We start from the raw sequence: 23,028 nt of genomic DNA on the forward strand, positions 1-23,028 counted from the left end.
AACTGGCTGTAAGAAAAAATCCCTTACAATAATGTAAGGAAAGTGTAAGACTTTTAGATAGAGTATAGTATGCTCTTTTCCGTATAATACAAGTATAGATATAATACTAGCGAGAAAGAAGTGCAAACAGGAGGTTCATGTATGAAATTGGTAATTAAAGTTTTAGCTGTATTCGCCATTATTCTAGGTGGAACAGCGTATTATTTGAACACAAAAACAGAAGGTGTACATGCTTTTGTAGACAACTTCTTTTCAAATAAAGAAATACAAGATTATTATGCGGTTATAGATAAAGGTGAGAAAAAAGACGGAGAATACTTGTATACTTTTAAAGGGTATACAGAAGATGGAAAGTTACAGGTTATTAAAAGAATGATGAACCGTGAATTGCATACGGGGGCGTTTATAAAAATTTATGCAAAAGGTATGCAAGGAAAAGGATGGGCTGAAATCCCGAAAGAATCCATTCCGCAAAAAGCGTTGGAAAAAATAGAAAAACCATAAAAGGAGCGACTCATTCGCTCCTTTTTTAGTACGTTAAAATAGTGATAGATGTCTTCTCTTTGTGAGAAATAATTTTTGCACGTCCACCAATTGGAAAAGTGAAAATCGGGGTTGTATGCCCGAAACTTGCGTTTGCAATGATAGGGATATGTGCAAGTTCAGGTTTTGAAGCAATCATTTCTTGAATGTCTTCTATCGTACATTCTGCACCTTTTTGCATCTTTCCTATAACGATTCCCTTTATGTATTCAAAACCTTGCTGCTGCATAAGGGAATGTAAATAACGATCAAAAGTTTTAAGAGTAGATGTTCCAGTTAAACTATCTTCTTCAATAAATAAAATTTTCTCCTTTAAATTTGGCATATATGGTGTACCTTGCAGTAAGTTAAATGTGCTCATATTGCCACCGATAATATCTCCCGTAGCTTCTCCTTCTTGAATTGAAACATATCCTTCATTTTTAATAAATTCTCGATTTTCCTGATCTATATACCAAGAATCATCGCTCCATGTTTCAGATGGAAGGACTTCAATAGGCTCATTAGAAGTTAAGCACTTTAAAAAGTAATCGGTTGTATAACCGAGCCCTTTCTCCATTCCAAACGAAGAGAAATGGGGTCCTGAATATGTAACAAGCCCTGTTTTTGCGTAAATTGCATTATTTAAGGCAGTAATATCAGAATAACCACAGAAAAATTTCGGGTTTTCACGAATTAAATCATAATCGAGATGTTTCAATAAACCATTTGAGTTGTATCCGCCAAGTGTAGTCAAAATAGCTTTTACATTAGGGTCTCGAAATGCTTCATGGAGGTCTTGAATGCGGGAAGAAATAGAGGAGGAAGCAAATCGATCTATCTCATCAGCATATTTTGAGAATGTAACTTGAAAGCCCATGTCAGTTAATCTTTTTATAGCAAGTTTTCTATTTTCATTTGAAACAATACTTAAACTACACGATGGTGAAATCACTCGTATTTCAGCACCCTTTTTTAACTTTGTTGGTATCACTACATTCACCTCTTTAATTGAAAGAATATTTAGATTTAAAAAATATTTTATCATATGAAATAAAGTAGAAGTGAATTATTTTTTGAAATGGAGTTTTCCTGATTTTTCAGCAGACAGACAGAGTCTTTTTTTGATATGATAGGAAAAGTGATTTATTATAAGTAGTATTTAATATCTATAACATTTGAAAGGTGTGCAAGACGTGGAGAAACAACTTGCAGGCTTGCCGGTACACGTTCATTTCGTAACAGAAATCCGTGAAGGGGCGAGGAAGGAAACCGTTGCTTTTGAAGCAAATGGTCAATACTATGTAAAAGGTCAAGGTACATATGTAACATTCCAGGAGCCGAACGAACAAGGCGAAGTGAAAACAATTATTAAAATTCAAGATGAACAAGTTCTCATTATGCGTTCAGGTGCTGTTTCTATGCGTCAGACGCATGTGAAAGGTGAATGGACAACTGGTACGTATACGAGTGAACTTGGTACGTTTGCATTGCAAACAAAGACTGATAACGTTCTTTTTAAATGGTCGGATGAAAAGAAAAAAGGACAACTCTTCTTAACGTACGCATTGCTTCTAAGTGAACAAGAAGCTGGCAGATATACTATTACAATTAATTTGAAGGAGGCAAAATAATGAATTCCTTAGAACAGGTAAAAGGATTGATTAAAGAAGAAATTCAGGCTGCTGTATTAAAGGCAGAATTAGCGACAGAAGAACAAATTCCAAACGTTGTATTAGAATCTCCAAAAGATAAAACAAATGGTGACTTCTCTACAAATATGGCAATGCAACTTGCACGCGTTGCGAAAAAAGCACCTCGTATGATTGCAGAAGAACTAGTTGCAAACTTCGATAAAGCAAAAGCTTCTATTGAAAAAATCGAAATCGCTGGTCCTGGTTTTATTAACTTCTATATGGATAATAGCTACTTAACAGATTTAATTCCAACAATCGTAAACGCTGGTGAAGCTTACGGTGAAACGAATACTGGTAAAGGTGAAAAAGTACAAGTTGAGTTCGTATCTGCGAATCCAACAGGTGACCTTCACTTAGGACATGCACGCGGTGCGGCAGTAGGTGACACTTTATGTAACCTATTAGCAAAAGCAGGATACGATGTATCTCGTGAGTACTACATTAATGACGCTGGTAACCAAATTCATAACTTAGCTCTTTCTGTTGAAGCTCGTTACATGCAAGCTTTAGGCTTAGAAAAAGAAATGCCAGAAGACGGATACCATGGTGCGGATATCATTGGAATTGGTAAACGTTTAGCAGAAGAATTCGGTGATCGTTATGCGAAAGCTGATGAAAAAGAAAGCTATGAATTCTACCGTGAGTACGGTTTAAAATATGAATTAGCAAAACTTCAAAAAGACTTAGAAAGCTTCCGCGTTAAATTTGATGTATGGTTCTCAGAAACATCATTATACAAAAACGGGAAAATTGATCAAGCACTTGCTGTATTAAAAGAGCGCGATGAGATCTTTGAAGAAGACGGTGCAACTTGGTTCCGTTCAATGACTTACGGTGACGATAAAAACCGTGTATTAATTAAAAATGATGGTTCTTACACATACTTAACGCCAGATATCGCGTATCATCGTGATAAATTAGAGCGTGGTTTCGATAAGTTAATTAACATTTGGGGTGCTGACCATCACGGTTATATTCCACGTATGAAAGCTGCTATTCAAGCACTTGGTTACGATAAAGACACGCTTGAAGTAGAAATCATCCAAATGGTACAACTATACCAAAATGGTGAAAAAATGAAGATGAGTAAGCGTACGGGTAAAGCAGTTACACTTCGTGAGCTTATGGAAGAAGTAGGCGTGGACGCAATGCGTTACTTCTTCGCAATGCGTAGCGGTGACTCTCATTTAGACTTCGATATGGACTTAGCTGTATCAAAATCTAATGAAAACCCAGTATACTATGCACAATACGCTCACGCTCGCGTATGCAGCATCCTTCGCCAAGGTGAAGAATTAGGATTAGCTACAGGCGGAGATGTGAACTACAAACTTGTTACTTCTGAAAAAGAAGTAGAGTTACTGAAAAAACTTGGTGAATTCCCAGCGGTAGTTGCGGATGCAGCACAAAAACGTCTACCACACCGTATTACAAACTATGCATTTGAATTAGCAGCAACATTACACAGCTTCTACAATGCAGAAAAAGTATTAAACCAAGATAATTTAGAATTAAGTAAAGCTCGTTACGAGTTAATGAAAGCAGTACGCACTACACTTCAAAATGCATTAGCAATCGTAGGAGTATCTGCACCAGAAAAAATGTAATTAAGAAAAGCGGAAGCGGCTCGTTTAGAATAGGAGGGGGATGGAGCTCCTGAAAGAGAGGCGTACTTTGCCTCGGAGGAAGGCGCGAAGCCACCGAGTATTCTAGCCGCTGGAGCTGGACAATTAAGAAAAGCGGAAGCGGCTCGTTTAGAATAGGAGGGGGATGGAGCTCCTGAAAGAGAGGCGTACTTTGCCTCGGAGGAAGGCGCGAAGCCACCGAGTATTCTAGCTGCTGGAGCTAGACAATAAAGAAAAGCGGAGCCGACTGTTTAGTCCTGAAGGCTAAGGTTCTTTCCCACAGAAGATGCATTTTATCTTCTAGTGGGGAAGGTTCTTAGACAGAAGGGGCTAGGAGGTAGAGCTGGACATAAAGAAAAGCGGAAGCGGACTTTCGTTTTTAAATAAAAGGCAATCACACGATGTTGTGATTGCCTTTTTATGTGGAGATAATAAAAAAATAAAATTTTATCAAACAAAAAGGGAATTTGCGTCGTCTTATATAAATGACAGGAGGCTTATGATGGAAGAAAAGGTAGAAGAATTAATTGATATATATAAGAAGCAAATATATTCCTTATGCTATAAGTTAGCAAAGACGAAAGAAGACGCGGAAGATATTTTTCAAGAGACATGGATAAAAGTTTTTTCATCGCGGCACCAACTTTCTTACGTGGAGAATTATAAAAAATGGATTACTACAATTTGTGTTCATACGTTTTATGATTTTTATCGTAAGAAAAAAAGGTGGAAAGATCGAATATTGGATTTGTTTCATAAAGAGGATGGTGGAGAAATAGATTTCGCAGATGATGTGAATATATCAGAAGAATTTATTCAAAAAGTGGAAGCGGAAATGATACGGGAAGTTATACAGCTATTGAATGAAAAATATAAAACCGTGCTCGTACTCTACTATTATGAACAATACTCTTATAAAGAAATGAGCGAAATATTAAATATACCGATTGGTACGGTAAAGTATCGGCTTAATTATGGGAAAAAGAAAATGCGAGAACATTTGGAGGGGTTCGTTCATGAAGGAAGATAAATTTGAACAGAAAATAAAGAGCAGTTTAGCAGAAGAGATAGCTCCAAGCGAAGAGCTAATAAATAACACGAAGCAGGGCGTGCGAAAGGCTCAGAAGTTAGAGAGGAAATGGATGATTTGTATTCACACCATTTGGATTGTTTTGTTAACAATTGTTATAGAACAATTTGTCACTCATTTGGATTATAAAATTCCTATGTTAATAGCCATTGTGATTATGATGCATGTATACATTCCGATATATGTTGTAATACAGTCATTTTTAAAGAAGGAGTATAAATTACATGAAAGAGTTCGCTAATCCGTTTGTACTATTTGAAGTAGCTGGAGTGACGATGTTTTTAGCTTTTATAGCACTTTTAATATGTGTTGCATCATGGGTATATACAGATGCTAAAGCACATCAAATGAGCAAAGGGTGGAGTATTTTAGCAGTTATATTGCCATTCTTTATTGGGTTTTTATTATATATGGTAAGAAGAAGTAAAAAGAAAGTTGAAGGAGAATATAAGATGAACTTTGTTAAAAAACAGAAAGTAACATTAGTTGCGATATTGGCAAGTACAATGTTTGTATTACTTAGTGGTTTTGTTTTTGCACAAACGTTAGATGACGCGTGGAAAGCAGGAGATATATATTTAGAAAATGAGAAGCAAGGGGAGACAAGTTACGAGGCGAAATTCTCATCATGGGATATTGCCGGTAAAGATATTGAACTTCAGTATGAGAAGGACACAGAAGTGACATTTTCTTATGAGACAGATGCAAAACGAGGGAACTTATGCTTTAGCGTGTATGAAAGACGAGGAGAAGGTATAAAAGAGTTAAAGGAAATCTGTGAATCGAAAAAAGGTAGTTTTACAGTTACTTTAAAAGCAAATGAAGAGTATGTATTGAATATAAGCGGATTAAAAGTGAAAGATGGATTCGTAAAAGTGAATTGGCAAGAGAAATAAAAGGGGCCCTATAAAGGACCTCTTTTTTATTGAATAGTATAAGTAACAGAAAAACTAACAGGACTATAGTAAACGTAAGGTGCATGAAATTGAACATACATATTTCCATCTGTTTTTGCAGTGAAAATTCGGCCGTAACCATCAGAATAACGTCCAATTAGGTTATGATTTGAGTCATAAACACTGTAACTAGGAGTTTTGCTGTTAGGATGAATTGTTAGTTCTTGTCCTTTTTGAAGGAAAATAGGTTCTTGTTCAGAACTACCTCCAGTTTGCAAAGAATAAAATTTTGTAAAGCTTTGTTCTTGAGCGGCAGCAGCGACTTTTGTTTCAGGAATAAACGCAGTAGCTCCAGTAATTCCTGCTAAAGTTAATGCACCTGCTAAAATCATTTTTTTCATAATAGAAAAAGCCTCCTTATTAGTTGTAATCGGTGTTGTTACAGTTAATATTGTATACGATAATGGGTAGGATAAAATATGCTTTTATGCATATATATTTTTTCTCAATAAAAGACCACTGATAAAATCAGTGGTCTTTTAAATGATTAAGCAGCTTTCTGTTCAGTTTGAGGAACAGGTTTTTGAAGCGAGTTATAAACTCCTGTTCCGATAACGTCTAATGCCATTCTCATTCGTTCAGGTGAAATGTTTTCTAATACGTTATCTTGAGGTGTATGGTATACCTTCTCAATATGATAGATTAATGGATTCCAACTATCGACACCCATCCAAATGAATAGAGCAGCAGGAATACCAGCTTCAGCAAATGGAACATGATCGCTAGAACCGAATTTACCTTGTAGGACGAGGTCATTATTTAGTTGTTTACCTGCTTGCAAGGCAGCGTCTGTTACAAAGTTTGTAGAGCCATCAGGTGTCATAGCGTATAAATTCTTTGCTTTATCATAATTTGTTGCAACCATGTCGGCGTTAAAGACGCCTAAAATACGGTCGCGTTCTTTTTGGGATAGACTATTCACGTAATAATCCGAACCAAGTAATCCAGTTTCTTCAGAACCAAAGGTAATAAAGCGAATTTCTTTATCAGTTTCTACATTTTGAAAAGCACGAGCTAGTTCTAATACTAATCCAGTTCCAGAAGCATTATCATTTGCGCCAGGTGCTCCGACAACACTATCATAGTGCGAGCTTACAACGACTGCTTTCTCATTACCTGTACTCTTTTTTGGTTTCTTTTTGGCGATAACATTTAGAGATGTTAATTTAGATTCATGTCTCGCTTTTAGGGAAAGAATTGTTGTCCCTTTTTTAGCGATTTCTTCTTTAAATGCATTTCCTTGCGCATAAGCAAGACCAAAGACAGGGATAGATTGCTTTTTCGTTAGGCGGGGATTGAAGGTTTGTCCATAATTTCCGCGTCCGCCAATTAAACTGTATAAAAGAACACCTTTTGCACCTTTGCTAACAGCATTTTCAACTTGTTTATTATAGTCTGTAACTGTCGTTCCTCTTTCAAATAAAACAATTTTACCGTTTACTTCATTTGGAATATCTTCTAATTTTGTCCCACCTTGAACAAAGATAAGGGGAGCTGTAACAGCTTCTGTAGAAATGAGTGCATTAGGAGCAGCACCAGCTTGCCAATTACGTTTTGTTGATAGTGGTGATTCAATGAATCCAACGTATTGATCGGGCACCTGAAATGGTTGATATTCTACGTCATAGCCCATTGATTTAAGCTGCATACCAATGTAACGAGAAGCCCATTCTTCGGATTTTGTTCCACCGGGGCGAGGACCAATTGTTTCAGATAAGAAACGAACATGTTCAATCGCGCGGTTTGGATCAATCTGTTTTGTAATAGATGGAGTTTGTGTAACCTCTGACGTGGAATCCGCTTTTGCTTGCCCAATTGGAGCTAAGCTAACAGCGAGTGATACAGCAAGCAAAGAGCTTACTATTTTTTGTTTCAATGATTTTCTCATTTTTTCCTCTCCTATTCTTCTATTCTCTCTGACTGACAAAAGAAGACGGATAATGACTTTATTTTACCTTTGCACCTTTTATTTTTCAATATTCCGACATTGAGAAATAAAAACGATATATGCATATTTGCATATTTTTGAGGGAGATATGTATGCTATCATTTTAAACGAAGGTTCGCTTTCTACTCTGAAAGCTCCTACATTGCATGAATCTAGTGTACCCAAACTTTAGATTATGTAGAGGAATGGAATCACTGTAGGGTTTCATTTCTCATGTTTGAATCAGTTGATGGTAATTATGTTTCCGCATTTCATAATTATTATCAGTGATATATGTAAGGCATCCATATGAAAATAAGAGGCTGTTCAAAGGTTTTCCGTACTTTTGGGCAGCCTCACCCCGTTAAAAGGACGATACTTTATGTATCGTCCTTTTTGTATAAAAAAACATCCAATCAATTGAGAGATTGATTGGATGTGAAAAAATTATTAATAATTTTTTTTGCGTTTTGTAGCCAAAATACTTAATAATCCAGCTAGTAGAAGAAGGATACCTACTGTTTGTGTAGGGTCTTCTTTATGACCTGTATTTGGAAGGTGTTTATCCGTATTTCGATCATCTTGCTGTTTGTTATCTGTTTTATTCGATGTTTCTTCGGAAGTTCCGTTTTCGTGTTTCTCAGATATTTCATTGCCTTTGTTTTCTTCTTTATTTGGGGGAGTAACTGGCTTGTCATCTCCACCTGAAGAAGATTCAATTTTTTTATTTGAAACTGTAATTTGTAGTGGCGTAGCTTGGGCTTTATCAATTGTAAAGTTTATTGGTGATGCATCTAATTGATAGCCTTTAGGAGCCTTTGTTTCTACTAATTGATAAGTACCAGGTTTCAAATCATTTACGATTACTTTTCCGTGTTGATCTGTTTTTAAACCTTCTCGGATAACTTTTCCATCTTGGTCTAAAATATTGAAAATGGCACCTTCAAGTGTTCCATGGTGATCAATATCAACTTTAGTTAACTCAATTGAACCTGTTGTTAAACTATTTAAGGCTGTAACAGAGGTAACCTGAGATTGTCCTTTCGTAATTGTGAAAGGAATTGGTTTAACGTTTAAATCATAGCCAGTTGGAGCTTTCGTTTCAATGAATTGATAGTCACCTGGACGTAAATTAGAAACAGAAATCTTACCATCTTTATCAGTAGTTAAGTCGGTGCGAACGTCTTTGCCGTTCATATCCACAATTTTAAAGATAGCCCCTTTAAGAGTAGTGCCATCGATGTCATCAACTTTAATTAATTCAACTGCACCTTTCGTTAAGCTATTCGTAGCAGTAACAGAAGCTTTAGCAGTTTGACTCTTTTCAATAGTAAACTTGATAGGATTTTGATTTAAGTCATAATGCTTAGGAGCTTTCGTTTCAATGAACTGATAATCTCCCGGACGTAAATCAGAAACAGAAATCTTACCATCTTTATCAGTAGTTAGATCAGAACGAACATCCTTGCCGTCCATATCTACAATTTTAAAGATAGCCCCTTCAAGAGTAGTACCATCGATGTCATCAACTTTAGTTAATTCAACTGCGCCTTTAGTTAAGCTGTTAGTAGCAGTAACAGAGGCGATTTTTTCTTGGCCTTTTTTAACTGTGAACTTAATAGGTGTGTCGTTTAAGTCATAGTGTTCAGGAGCTTTTGTTTCAATAAACTCATAGTCTCCTGGTGGTAATTCATCCACAACTAAACGGCCGTTTTTATCAGTAGTTAAATCGGTACGAACATCGTGTCCATCCTTATTAACAATTTTAAATACTGCACCTTCAAGTGTTGTGTTTTGCTTGGCATCATCAACTTTAATTAACTCCACACTACCTTTCGTTAAGCTATTAATAGCTGTAACGAAGACATGCTTTGTTTGACTTCTTTCGATTGTGAACTTAATTGGTTCTTCATTTAAGTCGTAATGTTTAGGAGCTTTCGTTTCAATAAATTGATAGTCTCCTGGTTGTAGGTCTTTAGCGATGATTTTACCATCTTTATTTGTAACTAAATTCGTACGAATGTCGTTACCATTCATATCAGTAATTTTAAATACCGCACCTTCTAGCATTTCTTTTTTATCTACAGAGTCAATTTTCGTTAATTCCACGCCACCTTTTGTTAGGCCGTTCTTAGCAGTAACAGAAACGTGAGTTAGTTGACTTCTCTCGATAGTGAAATCGATAGGTGTTTTATTTAAATCGTAATCTTTCGGAGCTTTCGTTTCAATGAACTGATAATCTCCCGGACGTAAATCAGAAACAGAAATCTTTCCATCTTTATCAGTAGTTAAATCAGAACGAACAATTTTACCCTTCGCATCGACGATGTTAAACACTGCATCAGAAAGTTTTGTATCTGGATTTATATCATCTACTTTTATTAATTCTACAGAACCCTCAGTTAAGCTATTTGTAGCAGTAACTTGGAACTTTTCTTTTTGGCTTTTCTTAATTGTAAACTTAATAGGTGTACTATCTAATTTATAGTGTTCAGGAGCCTTCGTTTCAATAAACTGATAGTCCCCAGGACGTAAGTCAGAAACATAAATTTTTCCATGTACATTTGTTGTAAGCTCAGTGCGAATGTCGTTACCATTCATATCAGTAATTTTAAATATCGCATCTTTAAGAGCAGTACCATCTACATCATCTACTTTAGAAAGTTCCACAGCGCCTTTCGTTAAGCTATTTGTAGCTGTAACGGAGATAGGATCAGCTTGGCTCTTTGTGATTGTGAATGGAATTGGCTCTTTGTTTAAATCATAGTGTTTCGGAGCCGTTGTCTCGATGAATTGATAATCACCAGGACGTAGGTCAGAAACGCTAATTTTACCTTGTTGATTCGTAACAAGATCTTTGCAAATTACAGTGCCATTCATATCCACAATTTTAAATACTGCGCCTTCAAGAGTAGTGCCATCGACGTCATCCACTTTAGAAAGTTCCACGCCGCCTTTTGTTAAACTATTTTTCATAGTAACGGTAGCAATATCTTTTTGGCTTTTTTCAATTGTAAATATAATTGGTTTTTTGTCTAAATCATAGTGTTCAGGAGCCGTTATTTCAACGAATTGATACGTACCAGGACGTAAGTTTTCGATAACGATTTTACCTTCACTGTTTGTTTTTAAATCTGTTTTAAGTACTTTGCCATCTTGATCTAATAAATTAAATACCGCATCAGCAAGTTTTGTTTGAGTGTTTAAATCATCAACTTTAAGTAATTCGATACTACCTTGTTTTAAGCTATTTTTAGCAGTTAAAGAAATAGCTTTCTTCTGTCCTTTTTCAATAGTGAATTTGATTGGTGTTTCATCTAAAACGTAATGCTTAGGAGCTTTCGTTTCGATAAATTGGTAATCACCAGGACGTAGGTCGTTAATTTCGATTATTCCTTGTTCATTTGTAACAAGGTCTTTATGAACTACATCACCGTTCATATTAACAATTTTAAATACTGCATCTTTAAGAACAGTGCCATCAACATCGTCTACTTTAGAAAGTTTAACTGCACCCTTTGTTAAAGCATTTGTAGCAGTGATATGAAGAGTTTCAGTTTGGCTCTTTTTAATTGTAAATACGATAGGTTTTTTATCTAAATCGTAATGTTCAGGAGCAATTGTTTCAACGAATTGATACGTACCAGGACGTAGATTTTCAACAACAATTTTACCTTCATCATTTGTTTTTAAGCCTTCTTCAACTAGCTCCCCGTCTGCATCTAATAAATTAAATACGGCGTTAGCAAGTTTTGTATTTATATCAATATCGTCAATCTTTGTTAGTTCAACACTACCTTTTTTCAAAGCATTTTTGCCTGTAACATTGATCTCTTTCGTTTGACTTCTTTCAATTGTAAATGGAATCGTTGTTTCATCTAATACATAGTGCTCAGGAGCTTTTGTTTCAATGAACTGATAGTCTCCAGGGCGTAAATCAGAAACAGAAATTTTACCGTTTTTATCTGTAACAAGATTCGTATGAACTTCCTTACCATTCATATCAACAATCTTAAAGATTGCACCTTCGAGCATCGTACGATCGATGTCATCAATTTTTGTTAATGTTACTGCACCTTTCTTTAAACTGTTAGTAGCAGTAACAGTAATATTCTCTTTTTGACTTTTTTCGATAGTAAACGGAATAGAGTCTTTGCTTAAGCTATAGTCTTTTGGAGCTTTTACTTCAACAAATTGATAGTCTCCAGGACGTAAATCAGAAGCAGAAATTTTACCGTTTTTATCAGTCGTTAAACCTTTGCGAATTACCTTTTTAGTATCATGAGCGTCAACGATTATAAATTCTGCACCTTCAAGAATAGTGCCATCAACATCATCAACTTTTGTTAAAGTGACGCCACCTGTAAGTAAACTATTTTTTACAGTAACAGGGATAGGAAGATCTTCCTTACTACCTTTTTTAATTGTGAACTTAATAGGTGTTTTGTCTAATTTATAATGTTCAGGGGCTTTTGTTTCGATAAATTGATAATCCCCTGGTGCTAAATCAGGAATAACTAATACTCCGTAATCATCTGTTGTTAAATCTTTCATAATTTCTTTGCCAGTTGCATCTTGCAATGTGAATACAGCGCCGGCAAGAGCTTTACTACTTTCCACATCATCTTCTTTAATAAGTTTAACTTTTCCTTTCGTTAAACTATTTTTAAATGTAAGTGGAAGGAGTTTTTGTTGTCCTTTTTCGATTGTAAATTCAATTGGTTCTACATTTACATCGTAATAAGTTGGAGCCTTTGTTTCGATAAGCTTATAGTTACCAGGACGTAAGTCATCTACAACTAGCATTCCTTTACTATTCGTAACAAGGTCCGTACGAACATCTTCATTAGTATCTCTATTAACGATTTTAAATACTGCACCTTCAAGTGTTTCCTTTTCATCTGCAGCATTCACTTTTGTTAACTCAATACCGCCTTTTGTTAAGCTGTTTTTAGCGGTAACAGTAGCCTGAGTTGTTTGACTTTCTGTAATCGTAAATTTAATTGGTTTTGTATTTTTTTCGTAATACTTCGGTGCTGTTACTTCGATAAATTTATAATCGCCAGGGCGTAAGCCAGTAGCGATAGCTTTACCATCCGCACCAGTTTTTACATTTTCGCGAATAACTTTCTTTTCATCATTTGCATCAACAATTTTAAATACAGCACCTTCAAGAGCTGTACCATCGATATCATCAACTTTTGTTAATTCAACATCTCCTGGTTTTAAAGCATTTTCAGCTTTCACAAGTAGAGTTTCTTTCTGACTTCTATCGATTGTAAATTCAATAGGTTCTGCTCGTAAAACGTAATGTTCAGGAGCAGCTATTTCAATAAATTTATACGTACCAGGACGTAGGTTACTAACTTTAACTTTACCGTGTTTATCAGTAGTTAAGTTAGTGTGAGGGGAAACGTCATTATTATTTGTATCGACAAGTTTGAATACAGCACCTTCTAGTGGTTTTTTCTCACCAAACTCATCAACTTTTAATAATTCAACCTCGCCCGTTTTTAAGCTGTTATTTGCCGTAACAGTAGCAAGAGCTTGTTGGCTTTTATCAATTGTAAACTCGATAGGGTTTGTACTTAACGTATAATCCTTAGGAGCTTCTGTTTCGATAAATTTATAAACACCAGGCTCTAGATCTTTAACGGTAACTTTTCCATCTGAACCTGTTTTTATATTTTCACGAATTACTTGTTTCTCGTCATTCGCATCGACAATTTTAAATACAGCACCTTCAAGGGCAGTGCCATCGACATCATCGACTTTTGTTAAAGTGACACCACCTTTAATGAGGTGATTCGTCGCAGTAACAGTAACTGCTTTCTTTTGACTTTTTATAATTGTAAACTCAATTGGTTTTTTATCTATGTCGTAATCTTTAGGTGCTTTTTCTTCGACAAATTGATAGTCTCCAGGGCGTAAATCTTTTGCTTCGATTTGTCCTTGATCATTTGTCGTTAATTTTTCATATCCACGAATTACTTTGTTATATCGATCGCGTACACTGAACTCCGCACCTGCTAAAGTTTTTCCATCTTTATCGAATTTTGTTAAAATGGCCGATCCTGGAATCAAACTGTTTATTGCAGTTCGGTTTATTACTGTTGTTTGATCTTCTTTGATTGTGAATTGAATAGGTGTACTGTCTAATTTATAATGCTCAGGAGCAGTTGTTTCTTGTAAGTAGTAAGTTCCTGGTTTTAAATTATCTACAGTAATTTGTCCTTGATCATTTGTTGTTAATTTTTCGTGTTCTGAAATTATTTTTTTGTCTTTATCAAGTAGTGTGAAAACGGCACCTTGCAGTGTGACGTTTTTATTCAGGTCATCAGACTTTGTTAAAACTACTTTACCGACAAACTTCTTATTTGCAAGTTTATATGTTGTAGTCTCTTGTGTACCAAGTTCAACAATTTTCCCTTGTTTTAAATCCCAGCTAATTACATAGCCTTCAGGAGCCTTTGTTTCTTTTAATAAATATTTATCGCGTTTTAAATTATTAAATTTAGCGATACCGTCTTTGTCTGTTGTAATTTTACGGATAACAGTTTTACCTGTACGATCGTATAAAGTAAATTCTGCCCCAGCTAATAGTGCGTTCTTATTGTCGTTATCTACCTTTATAATTTCAAGGTTTCCACGGCCTTTAGTAGCAGATCCTCCGCCTGAACCAGAAGACATTCTCACTTCAATCGTTTCAGTAGTTTCTGTGTTTTTAACTGTCAACTTATTGCCTGTGATTTTCGCTTTATTACTTACTTTTTCTTTATCGTCTGCATTAATAAGTGAGCGATATTCTAAAATATAAGCTCGATCAATTTTTTTCAAGAAGGCAATTTCGAAATGTTGCTTTCCGGTATTATTGTCTGTTGTTATTTTGAGTTTATAGTCTGTTCCTTCTTTTAATTCGTTTACTGTATCTTTTGTTAAATTTCCATATGGATCAACAGTTGTAGGATATAAGTGGAATGAATCTTCCACAATTACCTGATTTTCGGTTGGGTCATCTGTTACAACGGCATCTGCAATGGTTGATTGGCTTTCGTTAATTGCGATACTCCAATTAATATAGTTGTCGTCTTGCACAGCTTTTTTAGTAACGAAGCTACCACCTTTATTTACTTGAGTGTCACCTGTAAGGGTGTTTACGATTTTAGAGCCATCTTTTAAATCTGCCTCGTTTTTGTAGGTGCCTTGGATAAGTTCACCATCAAGGCTTGTTTTAAAGATAATATAGTAAGGTGAATTAATTGATTGTTTGAAATGAACCTTTAGGGTGTTTTTATTTTTCTCTGTAGGTTCTTCAAGTTCATATTTCTCAGTTGGTACAGCATTACCAGGTTGTGCATTATCAGGATTTCCATTTAGAATCATATCGCGCACTTCAATGGATCCAGGCACTAATTTTTGTTTATCTTGTATTACGTCTATAACATAAGGATCTTTAATCTCAACATTATTATAGTTAAAGCCTATTATCCAAGTAATTTCCTTCGTTTGGGCGTTATAAGAACCGTATTTATAACCATTTGCCTTTGTGAAAGTATCAGGATCGAAATTAGCTTCAACTTTATTTGATTGTGGATTAGAATCCGTATCTATCCAAGAAAGGTTACCTGTATTTTTAAATGAAGTTTTACCACTTTCTAGCTTTGTATAATCAAAGTCTGTCGTATATTTTACGACTAATGTCTTTGTCATATTAGACTGATACGTACCTATAAGAGTAATTTTGAAGCCTTTATCTGTTACATCTAAAACATAGTCAGTCCCAGCTTGAAGGGTATAATTTCCGTCTTTAATTTCTAGTTTCTTATCTTTTAATTGTAATCCACCATGATCAAAGGTGTCCGTAATAATCGCGTTGCTTAATGGATAGTTGTTATTATTTACTATAATTGTCCAAGTTGTTGTTTTGTCTTTATAATTTGTTTCAGCTTTATTATTAGATTTAATAATATTTTGCTGCTTGAAGCTAGCTTCATTTTCTTTACTTGAATCATTATCAGCTGTAACTTTATTTTTTACTTTTCCATCTTCTATAACTTTATTAGTTGGCTTGGTTTTATAGGTAATCACATAAGCACTATTAATATCATCATTAAACTGTAAATCGAATCCATTCTTCTTGTTACTTACAGTGTAATTATTAACAGCGTCTCCTGTTACAAGCGTTCCTTTTTCATTATAAGAAGCGTTTTTTACAACAATAGAATTTGCATCTAGTTCGTGTGTATCGTCAAAAATATCTTTTAAAATCGCATCTGCTTTTTTGATCTCTCTTTGATCACCATTGTAAGTAATTGTCCACTCAATTGTTTGCGTCTTTGGATCATATTTACTTGTTTTATTTAAGTGTGTACCACGAGAAACCGTTACAGTAGAACTTGCGTTTTGTTGCTTTTGATTATCACTCGTTATCGTAACGTTATTTCGGAAACTTTTAATATTTTCATCAGTAATTTTTGTGGCATATTCGATTTGATATGCTTTATTGATAGAATCTTTGAAAGCAATCTCCAATTTTGAGCCATCTGATGAAATAATATTGTAATCTGTTGGCTCAGCTTCTGCACCACGCGTTACATTCCCATTAACATCAACTTCTAAATAATAAACTTTAATAGAATCTTTATTTAAGCTTGTACCCTGTGGAATGTTATCTTTAAAAACAGCGTTTTTAAGGGTGTCTTTCGTTTTGTTCATCTCTACTTTCCAATTAATTTCATTTGTATTAATTGGTCTATCAGGTAAACCCTTTTTATTCGTAGCTGTTTGTACATTAGGCTTAAAGTCAACTGTAATAGAAACATCCTTATCTTTAATCGGGAAAGGAATTTCTTGTGTTGTTGTACCTTTAATTTCAGCTTTATTAAATTCTGTCTTTAATTGTAGGTTACCAGCAACATCTGGATGCTCTTCAACATAATCGTTGAATGTCATCGTGACTTTTCCATCTTTTGTAACAGTAAAATTACCAATTTGATGGTTTTCACTATCATATAAAGGACTGTTAATTGTATTGTAAATCTTAAAATGTTTAGGAAGATCAAAAATATAGTAATCTCCATTTTTCACATTCATTGATTTTAAAAGTTCCCATGTAAACTCAATATTGGCAGGGGAATCTGTACTTGGACGGTTATCCTCTGTAAATGGTTTTCCGTCTTTATCCGTCAACTTTACACTGGTTAAAATGTTTGTTGTTATTTGCTTTGGACCTGAATTTGTATTCTCAGCAGGGTCGCTTGATAGCTTTTGTTCTGGATTGTCAGTAGCAATTTTAGCTGCTGGGTTTTGTTCCGGATTATCAGTGGCAGTTTTAGCTGCTGGGTTTTGTTCCGGATTATCGGTAACAGTTTTAGTTGCTGGGTTTTGTTCCGGATTATCAGTGGCAGTTTTAGCTGCTGGATTTTGTTCCGGATTATCAGTAACAGTTTTAGTTGCTGGATCTTGCTCCGGATTGTCAGTAACAGGTTTAGCTACTGGATCTTGCGCTTGTTTATTAGTATCCTGTTTGGTGCCATCTTCTTTAGAGTTTTCTACTTGAACAGGAACTGATATAGGCTGAACCATTGTTCCTAAAGGAAAAGCGATTTGAACTGATTTTTCCCCAGGTTTTAAAGTTGAGTTAAACACGGTATCAACTTTAATTTTTCCTTTAGCATCTTTCAAATTTTCTACTTGATTATTAAATATTAATTTTAATTTATTATCTTTAGCTGTTATAAAATATTGACCAATATTTTTTTGATCCGTTACTAAATCCCCTTGCAAATCTTTAGATACTTTTAATGCAAGTGGTATTTGAACTACTGCTGTATCATTTGCGTGTGCAACTTGTTGATCTTTTATTGACCAAGCGTATTCTACTTGAATGGTTGATCCTATCTTTATTAAATTGTTAGGATTTTTTGATTCGTCAATAATATGATTCGTTGCATCTTTCATTTCAACAGTGTCAAATAAGGAATCTCCTGTTAAGGTTTCCGCTCTTACTTGATTGTATGGAAAACTAGCAAGTTGCGAAAATAGTACGAATACAATTAAACATACATTAAAAAGTTTTTTCATTTTTCCTCCTCTGAACATTCATTTGTCCATTGGGGACTTATTCCACATGAACAAATGGAATATTAAAAGTATTTGTTATAAGCTATTTATTTTTGTTATCCCTCCGTTTCTATACGCGTTCTCAGACAAACAGAATTATGTTCAAAGCAATATTATTTAACGTAAAACAAAATGTATATTTACACAGTTCTATGGAAATATACACAATTCGACAAAAAATGTCGAAAAAAATACTGATATAAATAATGATATCAGACCTTTATATGTGAGATAGTTTTCATGTATATCTAGTAAAAAAGAATGGTTATAAAGGTAAGTTTTACGATACATACTAACCAAGGTAGTGTATCCCTTTGTGAAGGCTTATTTTTGCCTTAAAGTTATGTGGAAATAAAAATCTAGATAGGGTTGGTTTTGGTCAGAATGAAGACAATATGTACTTTGAAAATAGTCATTTATTTTGTCTAAAGAGAGTTGTGCGACTAGTGGACCGAAGTTGAAAGGTGATAGTTTCTTACATTGTTAGAGAAATATAAGGATTACAGAATATTCGACTAACACGTTACTACGGTCATTTTTGAGCCTGTTTAAACAATAAGAAAGAAGGTGTTTTACTCCTTAGTTACAATATCTTTTTAGTAAAGATAAGCTTAAGTAACCTCCGCTAAAGATTATATACTTAAATGATAAAGAGTTCAACAATGGTTCACATATTTTCCCAAAAATAAAAACGGCTGTTTTATGTGGAATAAATCTACAAAACAGCCGTTTTTGGTATTAGATTTCTGTTAAGATTATTGGCTCGCCGCGTGTTACGACAACAGTATGTTCACATTGTGCAACAAGACTTTTATCAGGTGTAACGAATGTCCAACCGTCGTCACCACGTTCAATAATATGATCAGCTTTCATAGAGATGAACGGTTCTACAGCGATAACAAGACCGTCTTTTAGAAGCGCATTATCCATTGGATCATAGTAACTTAAAATGTGATTTGGTGCTTCATGTAAGCTAAGACCAATGCCGTGACCAGTTAAGTTTTGAATAACATTGTATCCACTTTTATGTGCGAAGTTTGAAACAGCACGACCAATTTGATTTTGTTTTGAGCCAGCTCTAACCTTTTTCATTGCTGCCCAAAATGCATCAACTGCTGCTTGGCAAAGTTTTTCTTTTGCCTCGTCTTCTCCAAGAACAAATGAAATGCCTGTATCTGCATAATAGCCATCAAGTGCAGCAGATACATCGACGTTTACTAAGTCGCCTTCTTTTAATACACGATCTCCTGGAATACCATGAGCAACTTCCTCATTTACACTAATGCAAGTTACACCTGGGAAATCATATTCTTTTTCAGGTGCAGAAATAGCACCATGCTCATCTAATACTTTTTTACCGATCAAATCAAGCTCTTTCGTTGTCATACCTGGCTTCGCTTGTTTTTTCATTTCTTCACGTGCAAGCGCAACGATGCGGCCGATTTTTCGTAAGCCTTCTAAATCTTGTTCATTACGAATAATCATGAAAACCACTGTCCTTCCTCGAATATATATCTTATCCGATTGTATCATGTTTATTTTCGTCCTGCTACTCGCTTGCGGTATACGGGTTGATTCCTCTCATAAAGAATACATGACAATTGTCATATCGATGTCATGACGCATCATACTGTTTCCTAAGTTTTCCAAGTAATACAATGTAAATATAAGAAACAGCGGGGGTGGAGAGATGGAAAAGATTATTGAAGTAAATGGTGTTTCTAAAACATTTAAACATAAAAACGCAGTAAATAATGTTTCATTTCATGTAAATAAAGGGGAAATAGTAGCGTTACTTGGTCCGAATGGTGCGGGGAAAACAACGACGATGTCGATGATGCTTGGATTAAAGGACCCAACAGAAGGTAAGGTCTTTATATTTGGAAAGAGTCCAAAGCATAGAGATGTTCGTAATAGCCTCGGTGCGATGCTGCAAGAAGTAAGTGTCATTGATAGTATTACGGTGGAAGAGGCAATTGAGTTATTCCGTAGTTATTATACGAATCCTATAGCGAAAGAAACGTTACTGCAGTTATCAAATTTAGAATCAGAGCGAAAGCAAAGATGTGAGAAGTTATCAGGTGGGCAAAAAAGAAGGTTAAACTTTGCGCTTGCACTTGCGGGAAATCCAGATTTGTTATTTTTAGATGAGCCGACAGTCGGAATGGATATTACGTCTCGAAGAACGTTTTGGGAAACGATTCGAAAGTTAGCAAGTGAAGGGAAAACGATTATTTTAACGACGCATTATTTAGAAGAAGCAGATGCTTTAGCAAATCGTATCTTATTATTTGCGAACGGAAAGATTATCGCAGATGGTACACCAGACGAAATGAAAGCAACAATTTCGAGAAAAACAATCACATTTTACTCAAAGGAAAGCATTCCTACAAAATTACTAAAGGAATTACCAAATGTAACAGAAGTAAAGTCAAACGAAGGACGCTTCATTTTAACAACGGAGGATACGGATGCAACTTTAAAAGCCATTTATCAAAGGAGTTTACCTGTAACAGATGTTTCAGTTGAACGTGGAAGTCTTGATGAGGCATTTGAACAATTCGTTGCAAATCAGAAGGAGGAAATCGCATGAGAGCGTTATGGATGCAGTGCAAAATAGAAATTTTACGTACATTCCGCAATAAATTATTTATCTTTTTCTCATTATTAATGCCTGTTATGTTTTACTACATTTTCACAAATGTTGTTCAAGTACCACAAAACGGAGATGCGTGGAAAGCACATTATTTAATTTCGATGGCAACTTTCAGTATTGTAGGGACTGCACTCTTTAGTTTCGGTGTGAGACTTTCTCAGGAAAGAGGGCAAGGATGGACACATCTTCTAAAAATTACACCGCTTCCAGAGGGAGCATATTTAACAGCAAAAATTATCGCTCAAACAGTAGTAAATGCTTTTTCAATATTAGTTATCTTTATTGCAGGGATACTAATTAATCATGTTGAGTTAACGGTAGGGCAATGGATTGGTGCGGGGTTATGGTTATTGTTAGGGGTAACACCATTTTTAGCGTTAGGAACAGTAATAGGTTCCATTAAGAAGGCGGACGCAGCTGCTGGCTTAGCAAATATTTTAAATATGAGTTTAGCTATAGTTGGCGGGTTGTGGATGCCGATTGAAATATTCCCAAAAATATTAAGAACGATTGGTGAATGGACACCGACATACCATTTCGGAAGTGGTGCGTGGGATATTGTAGCTGGAAAATCAATTGGATGGGAAAATATCGCGGTATTAGGAGGTTATTTCCTTATATTTGTTGTAGTATCAATATATATAAGAAAAAGACAGGAAGCGGTATAAATGATAGAGAAGAAGAGGATTGAGATTTTTCCGAAACATATGGGATTTTTTCCGTACATGTGGCTTGTATATTTATTATTTCCAATTTATCATTTAGCACAAGCATCAGGATGGAAGCTTGTGCTAGGAAGCGGTATGTTGATACTTTTTATTATCACATACCGTCAGCTATATTTTGTTCAGAAGACGTTTATTTTATGGGCATGCATTCAAATGATACTCACCTTTTTATTTGCTTTATTTTATAATCCTTTTATGATATTTTTTGGCTTTTTCACAGCAAGTGCGATGGGATTTGCGCCAAATAAGAAAGTATTTCGAGTGCTGTTATGCTCGTTAGTTATAATGCTTGGAGCATTTTTATTTGTAAATATGAATCAACTAACAACTACAAGTTTAGTAAATATCGTTCCGATGTTTATTTTAATGCTTCTTACGCCATTTGGTATGCGTAATTTTAATCAGAAAAAGATGTTAAGAAATCAATTAGATGAGGCGAACGAGCAAATTAAAGATTTAGTAAAACGTGAAGAACGGCAGCGAATTGCAAGAGATCTTCATGACACATTAGGGCATACGTTATCTCTTATTACTTTAAAAAGCCAGCTCGTTGAGAAGTTAATTGTGAAAAATCCAGAGCGTGCAAGTGCGGAAGCGAAGGAAATTACACAAACTTCTCGTACCGCCTTAAAACAGCTTAGAGAATTAATTTCTGATATGCGTATGATTACGGTAGAAGAAGAGCTAGAGCAAATAAAAGCGATCTTACAAGCAGCTAATATTGAATTAGAAGTGAGGCAAGAAGCAAGATCGAGCTCGTTATCACCAATTGAACAAAATATTGTCGGGATGTGTTTACGTGAGGCCGTTACAAATGTTGTAAAACATAGTAAGGCAACGCGGTGCGCAGTTTCTGTATTAGAATCACAAGGTGAACTGATTTTGAAAGTAGAAGATAACGGAATCGGTTTAACAGATCAAAATCATGATGGAAATGGTATTCGCGGCATGAAAGAACGAATTGCTCTTATTGATGGATTTGTTGAACTAGGTACAATCAATCCAGGGACGTTATTAACGGTAAAAGTTCCAGTTGTTATTAGAACAGGAAAAGATGAGGTGAGGGCATGATTCGAATTATTATTGCAGAAGACCAGCGGATGCTTCGTGGTGCATTAGGGGCCCTGCTTGATCTAGAAGATGATATCGAAGTAATTGGGCAAGCTGCGAACGGAGAAGAGGCGTTAAAATTAATTGAATCGTTAAAGCCAGATGTAAGTATTATGGATATTGAAATGCCGATTCAAAGTGGATTGGATGTCGCTGAGACTTTAAAGAAAGAAAAATCATCATGCAAAGTAATGATTTTAACAACATTTGCACGGCCGGGATATTTTGAAAGAGCAATGAAAGCTGGTGTGCACGGCTATTTATTAAAGGATAGCCCAAGTGAAGATTTAGCGGCAGCAATTCGTAATGTAATGAAGGGGAAACGAGAGGTCTCCCAAGATTTAATGTTTGGCTTATGGCAGGAGCAAAATCCGTTGTCAGATCGCGAAAAGGAAGTACTGTTGCTTGCGAAAGAAGGAAAGACGGCAAACGAAATTGCGAAGGCACTTTATCTTTCGCCGGGTACAGTACGTAATTATATTTCTGAAGTATTAGCGAAGCTTGATGCGAAAAATAGAATTGAGGCAATTACAATTGCGGAAGAAAAGGGTTGGATATAAAAAGAAGGTTACCTATGAGAGGTAACCTTCTTTTT

General features: G+C 35.3%; 15 protein-coding genes. 10 read left to right on the top strand and 5 right to left on the bottom strand.

From position 1 onward, the window contains the following. The first annotated feature begins 141 nt into the window (after positions 1-141). Positions 142-504 carry a YxeA family protein gene (locus tag ACTFP3_RS18530; RefSeq protein ID WP_000779921.1) on the top strand — a complete coding sequence of 121 codons (363 nt, stop codon included), beginning with the start codon at positions 142-144 and terminating at the stop codon, positions 502-504. A gap of 25 nt (positions 505-529) precedes the next feature. On the opposite strand, the gene ACTFP3_RS18535 is transcribed toward ACTFP3_RS18530, so the two are convergent. After that, positions 530-1,516, bottom strand: a complete 987-nt coding sequence (locus tag ACTFP3_RS18535; protein WP_006922030.1) for a S66 family peptidase — start codon at positions 1,514-1,516, stop codon at positions 530-532. A 202-nt stretch (positions 1,517-1,718) separates the two neighbouring features. On the opposite strand from ACTFP3_RS18535, the gene ACTFP3_RS18540 reads away from it, so the two are divergent. From ACTFP3_RS18540 to ACTFP3_RS18560, 5 genes are all read left to right on the top strand, one after another. Next, positions 1,719-2,156: a DUF1934 domain-containing protein gene (locus ACTFP3_RS18540; protein WP_000414867.1), complete on the top strand. Its 438-nt coding sequence runs from the start codon at positions 1,719-1,721 to the stop codon at positions 2,154-2,156. After that, entirely contained in the window at positions 2,156-3,826 is a 1,671-nt protein-coding gene (argS, locus tag ACTFP3_RS18545; protein WP_001086454.1) for an arginine--tRNA ligase, read from the top strand. The genes ACTFP3_RS18540 and argS overlap by 1 nt, the downstream gene beginning before the upstream one ends. A 520-nt stretch (positions 3,827-4,346) precedes the next feature. Further along, positions 4,347-4,874 carry an RNA polymerase sigma factor gene (locus ACTFP3_RS18550; RefSeq protein ID WP_113303493.1) on the top strand — a complete coding sequence of 176 codons (528 nt, stop codon included), beginning with the start codon at positions 4,347-4,349 and terminating at the stop codon, positions 4,872-4,874. Beyond that, positions 4,861-5,175, top strand: a complete 315-nt coding sequence (locus ACTFP3_RS18555) for a hypothetical protein (protein ID WP_025709662.1) — start codon at positions 4,861-4,863, stop codon at positions 5,173-5,175. The genes ACTFP3_RS18550 and ACTFP3_RS18555 overlap by 14 nt, the downstream gene beginning before the upstream one ends. After that, positions 5,159-5,830, top strand: coding sequence for an anti-sigma factor (locus tag ACTFP3_RS18560; protein WP_440010960.1), 672 nt, complete (start codon positions 5,159-5,161; stop codon positions 5,828-5,830). The genes ACTFP3_RS18555 and ACTFP3_RS18560 overlap by 17 nt, the downstream gene beginning before the upstream one ends. 26 nt (positions 5,831-5,856) lie before the next feature. On the opposite strand, the gene ACTFP3_RS18565 is transcribed toward ACTFP3_RS18560, so the two are convergent. The 4 genes from ACTFP3_RS18565 to map all read right to left on the bottom strand — a co-directional run bounded on the left by ACTFP3_RS18565 (position 5,857) and on the right by map (position 19,472). Then, positions 5,857-6,231, bottom strand: coding sequence for a hypothetical protein (locus tag ACTFP3_RS18565; RefSeq protein WP_000738221.1), 375 nt, complete (start codon positions 6,229-6,231; stop codon positions 5,857-5,859). A 146-nt stretch (positions 6,232-6,377) separates the two neighbouring features. Then, the gene (locus ACTFP3_RS18570) at positions 6,378-7,778 is read right to left on the bottom strand and encodes a M28 family metallopeptidase (protein WP_001232218.1); all 1,401 of its coding nucleotides are present in this window, start codon (positions 7,776-7,778) and stop codon (positions 6,378-6,380) included. 489 nt (positions 7,779-8,267) lie between these two features. Next, positions 8,268-17,900 (bottom strand): SpaA isopeptide-forming pilin-related protein, encoded by a 9,633-nt coding sequence (locus ACTFP3_RS18575; protein ID WP_440010962.1) that lies wholly within the window; start codon positions 17,898-17,900, stop codon positions 8,268-8,270. A 777-nt stretch (positions 17,901-18,677) separates the two neighbouring features. Then, entirely contained in the window at positions 18,678-19,472 is a 795-nt protein-coding gene (map, locus tag ACTFP3_RS18580; protein WP_003313889.1) for a type I methionyl aminopeptidase, read from the bottom strand. Between the two features lie 157 nt (positions 19,473-19,629). On the opposite strand from map, the gene ACTFP3_RS18585 reads away from it, so the two are divergent. The 4 genes from ACTFP3_RS18585 to ACTFP3_RS18600 are packed head-to-tail and all read left to right on the top strand — an operon-like array spanning position 19,630 to position 22,993. Further along, positions 19,630-20,532 (top strand): ABC transporter ATP-binding protein, encoded by a 903-nt coding sequence (locus tag ACTFP3_RS18585; protein ID WP_000411129.1) that lies wholly within the window; start codon positions 19,630-19,632, stop codon positions 20,530-20,532. Beyond that, positions 20,529-21,263, top strand: coding sequence for an ABC transporter permease (locus ACTFP3_RS18590; RefSeq protein WP_001202430.1), 735 nt, complete (start codon positions 20,529-20,531; stop codon positions 21,261-21,263). The genes ACTFP3_RS18585 and ACTFP3_RS18590 overlap by 4 nt, the downstream gene beginning before the upstream one ends. Further along, a complete protein-coding gene (locus ACTFP3_RS18595) occupies positions 21,264-22,394 on the top strand; it encodes a sensor histidine kinase (RefSeq protein ID WP_440010965.1) in 1,131 nt (376 codons plus the stop codon). It abuts the gene before it with no gap. Continuing rightward, a complete protein-coding gene (locus tag ACTFP3_RS18600; protein WP_000619259.1) occupies positions 22,391-22,993 on the top strand; it encodes a response regulator transcription factor in 603 nt (200 codons plus the stop codon). Before ACTFP3_RS18595 ends, ACTFP3_RS18600 begins: the two co-directional genes overlap by 4 nt. Positions 22,994-23,028 lie beyond the last annotated feature (35 nt).

It is taken from the genome of Bacillus cereus group sp. MYBK5-2 (genome assembly GCF_051915685.1).
Taxonomy (GTDB): Bacteria; Bacillota; Bacilli; order Bacillales; family Bacillaceae_G; genus Bacillus_A; species Bacillus_A cereus.

Coding starts and splice junctions, on each gene's coding strand:
- ACTFP3_RS18575 (WP_440010962.1), bottom strand. CDS start 17,900: ATGAAAAAACTTTTTAATGTATGTTTAATTGTATTCGTACTATTTTCG.
- ACTFP3_RS18550 (WP_113303493.1), top strand. CDS start 4,347: ATGGAAGAAAAGGTAGAAGAATTAATTGATATATATAAGAAGCAAATA.
- ACTFP3_RS18585 (WP_000411129.1), top strand. CDS start 19,630: ATGGAAAAGATTATTGAAGTAAATGGTGTTTCTAAAACATTTAAACAT.
- ACTFP3_RS18560 (WP_440010960.1), top strand. CDS start 5,159: ATGAAAGAGTTCGCTAATCCGTTTGTACTATTTGAAGTAGCTGGAGTG.
- ACTFP3_RS18590 (WP_001202430.1), top strand. CDS start 20,529: ATGAGAGCGTTATGGATGCAGTGCAAAATAGAAATTTTACGTACATTC.
- ACTFP3_RS18565 (WP_000738221.1), bottom strand. CDS start 6,231: ATGAAAAAAATGATTTTAGCAGGTGCATTAACTTTAGCAGGAATTACT.
- argS (WP_001086454.1), top strand. CDS start 2,156: ATGAATTCCTTAGAACAGGTAAAAGGATTGATTAAAGAAGAAATTCAG.
- ACTFP3_RS18570 (WP_001232218.1), bottom strand. CDS start 7,778: ATGAGAAAATCATTGAAACAAAAAATAGTAAGCTCTTTGCTTGCTGTA.
- ACTFP3_RS18530 (WP_000779921.1), top strand. CDS start 142: ATGAAATTGGTAATTAAAGTTTTAGCTGTATTCGCCATTATTCTAGGT.
- ACTFP3_RS18600 (WP_000619259.1), top strand. CDS start 22,391: ATGATTCGAATTATTATTGCAGAAGACCAGCGGATGCTTCGTGGTGCA.
- ACTFP3_RS18595 (WP_440010965.1), top strand. CDS start 21,264: ATGATAGAGAAGAAGAGGATTGAGATTTTTCCGAAACATATGGGATTT.
- ACTFP3_RS18555 (WP_025709662.1), top strand. CDS start 4,861: ATGAAGGAAGATAAATTTGAACAGAAAATAAAGAGCAGTTTAGCAGAA.
- map (WP_003313889.1), bottom strand. CDS start 19,472: ATGATACAATCGGATAAGATATATATTCGAGGAAGGACAGTGGTTTTC.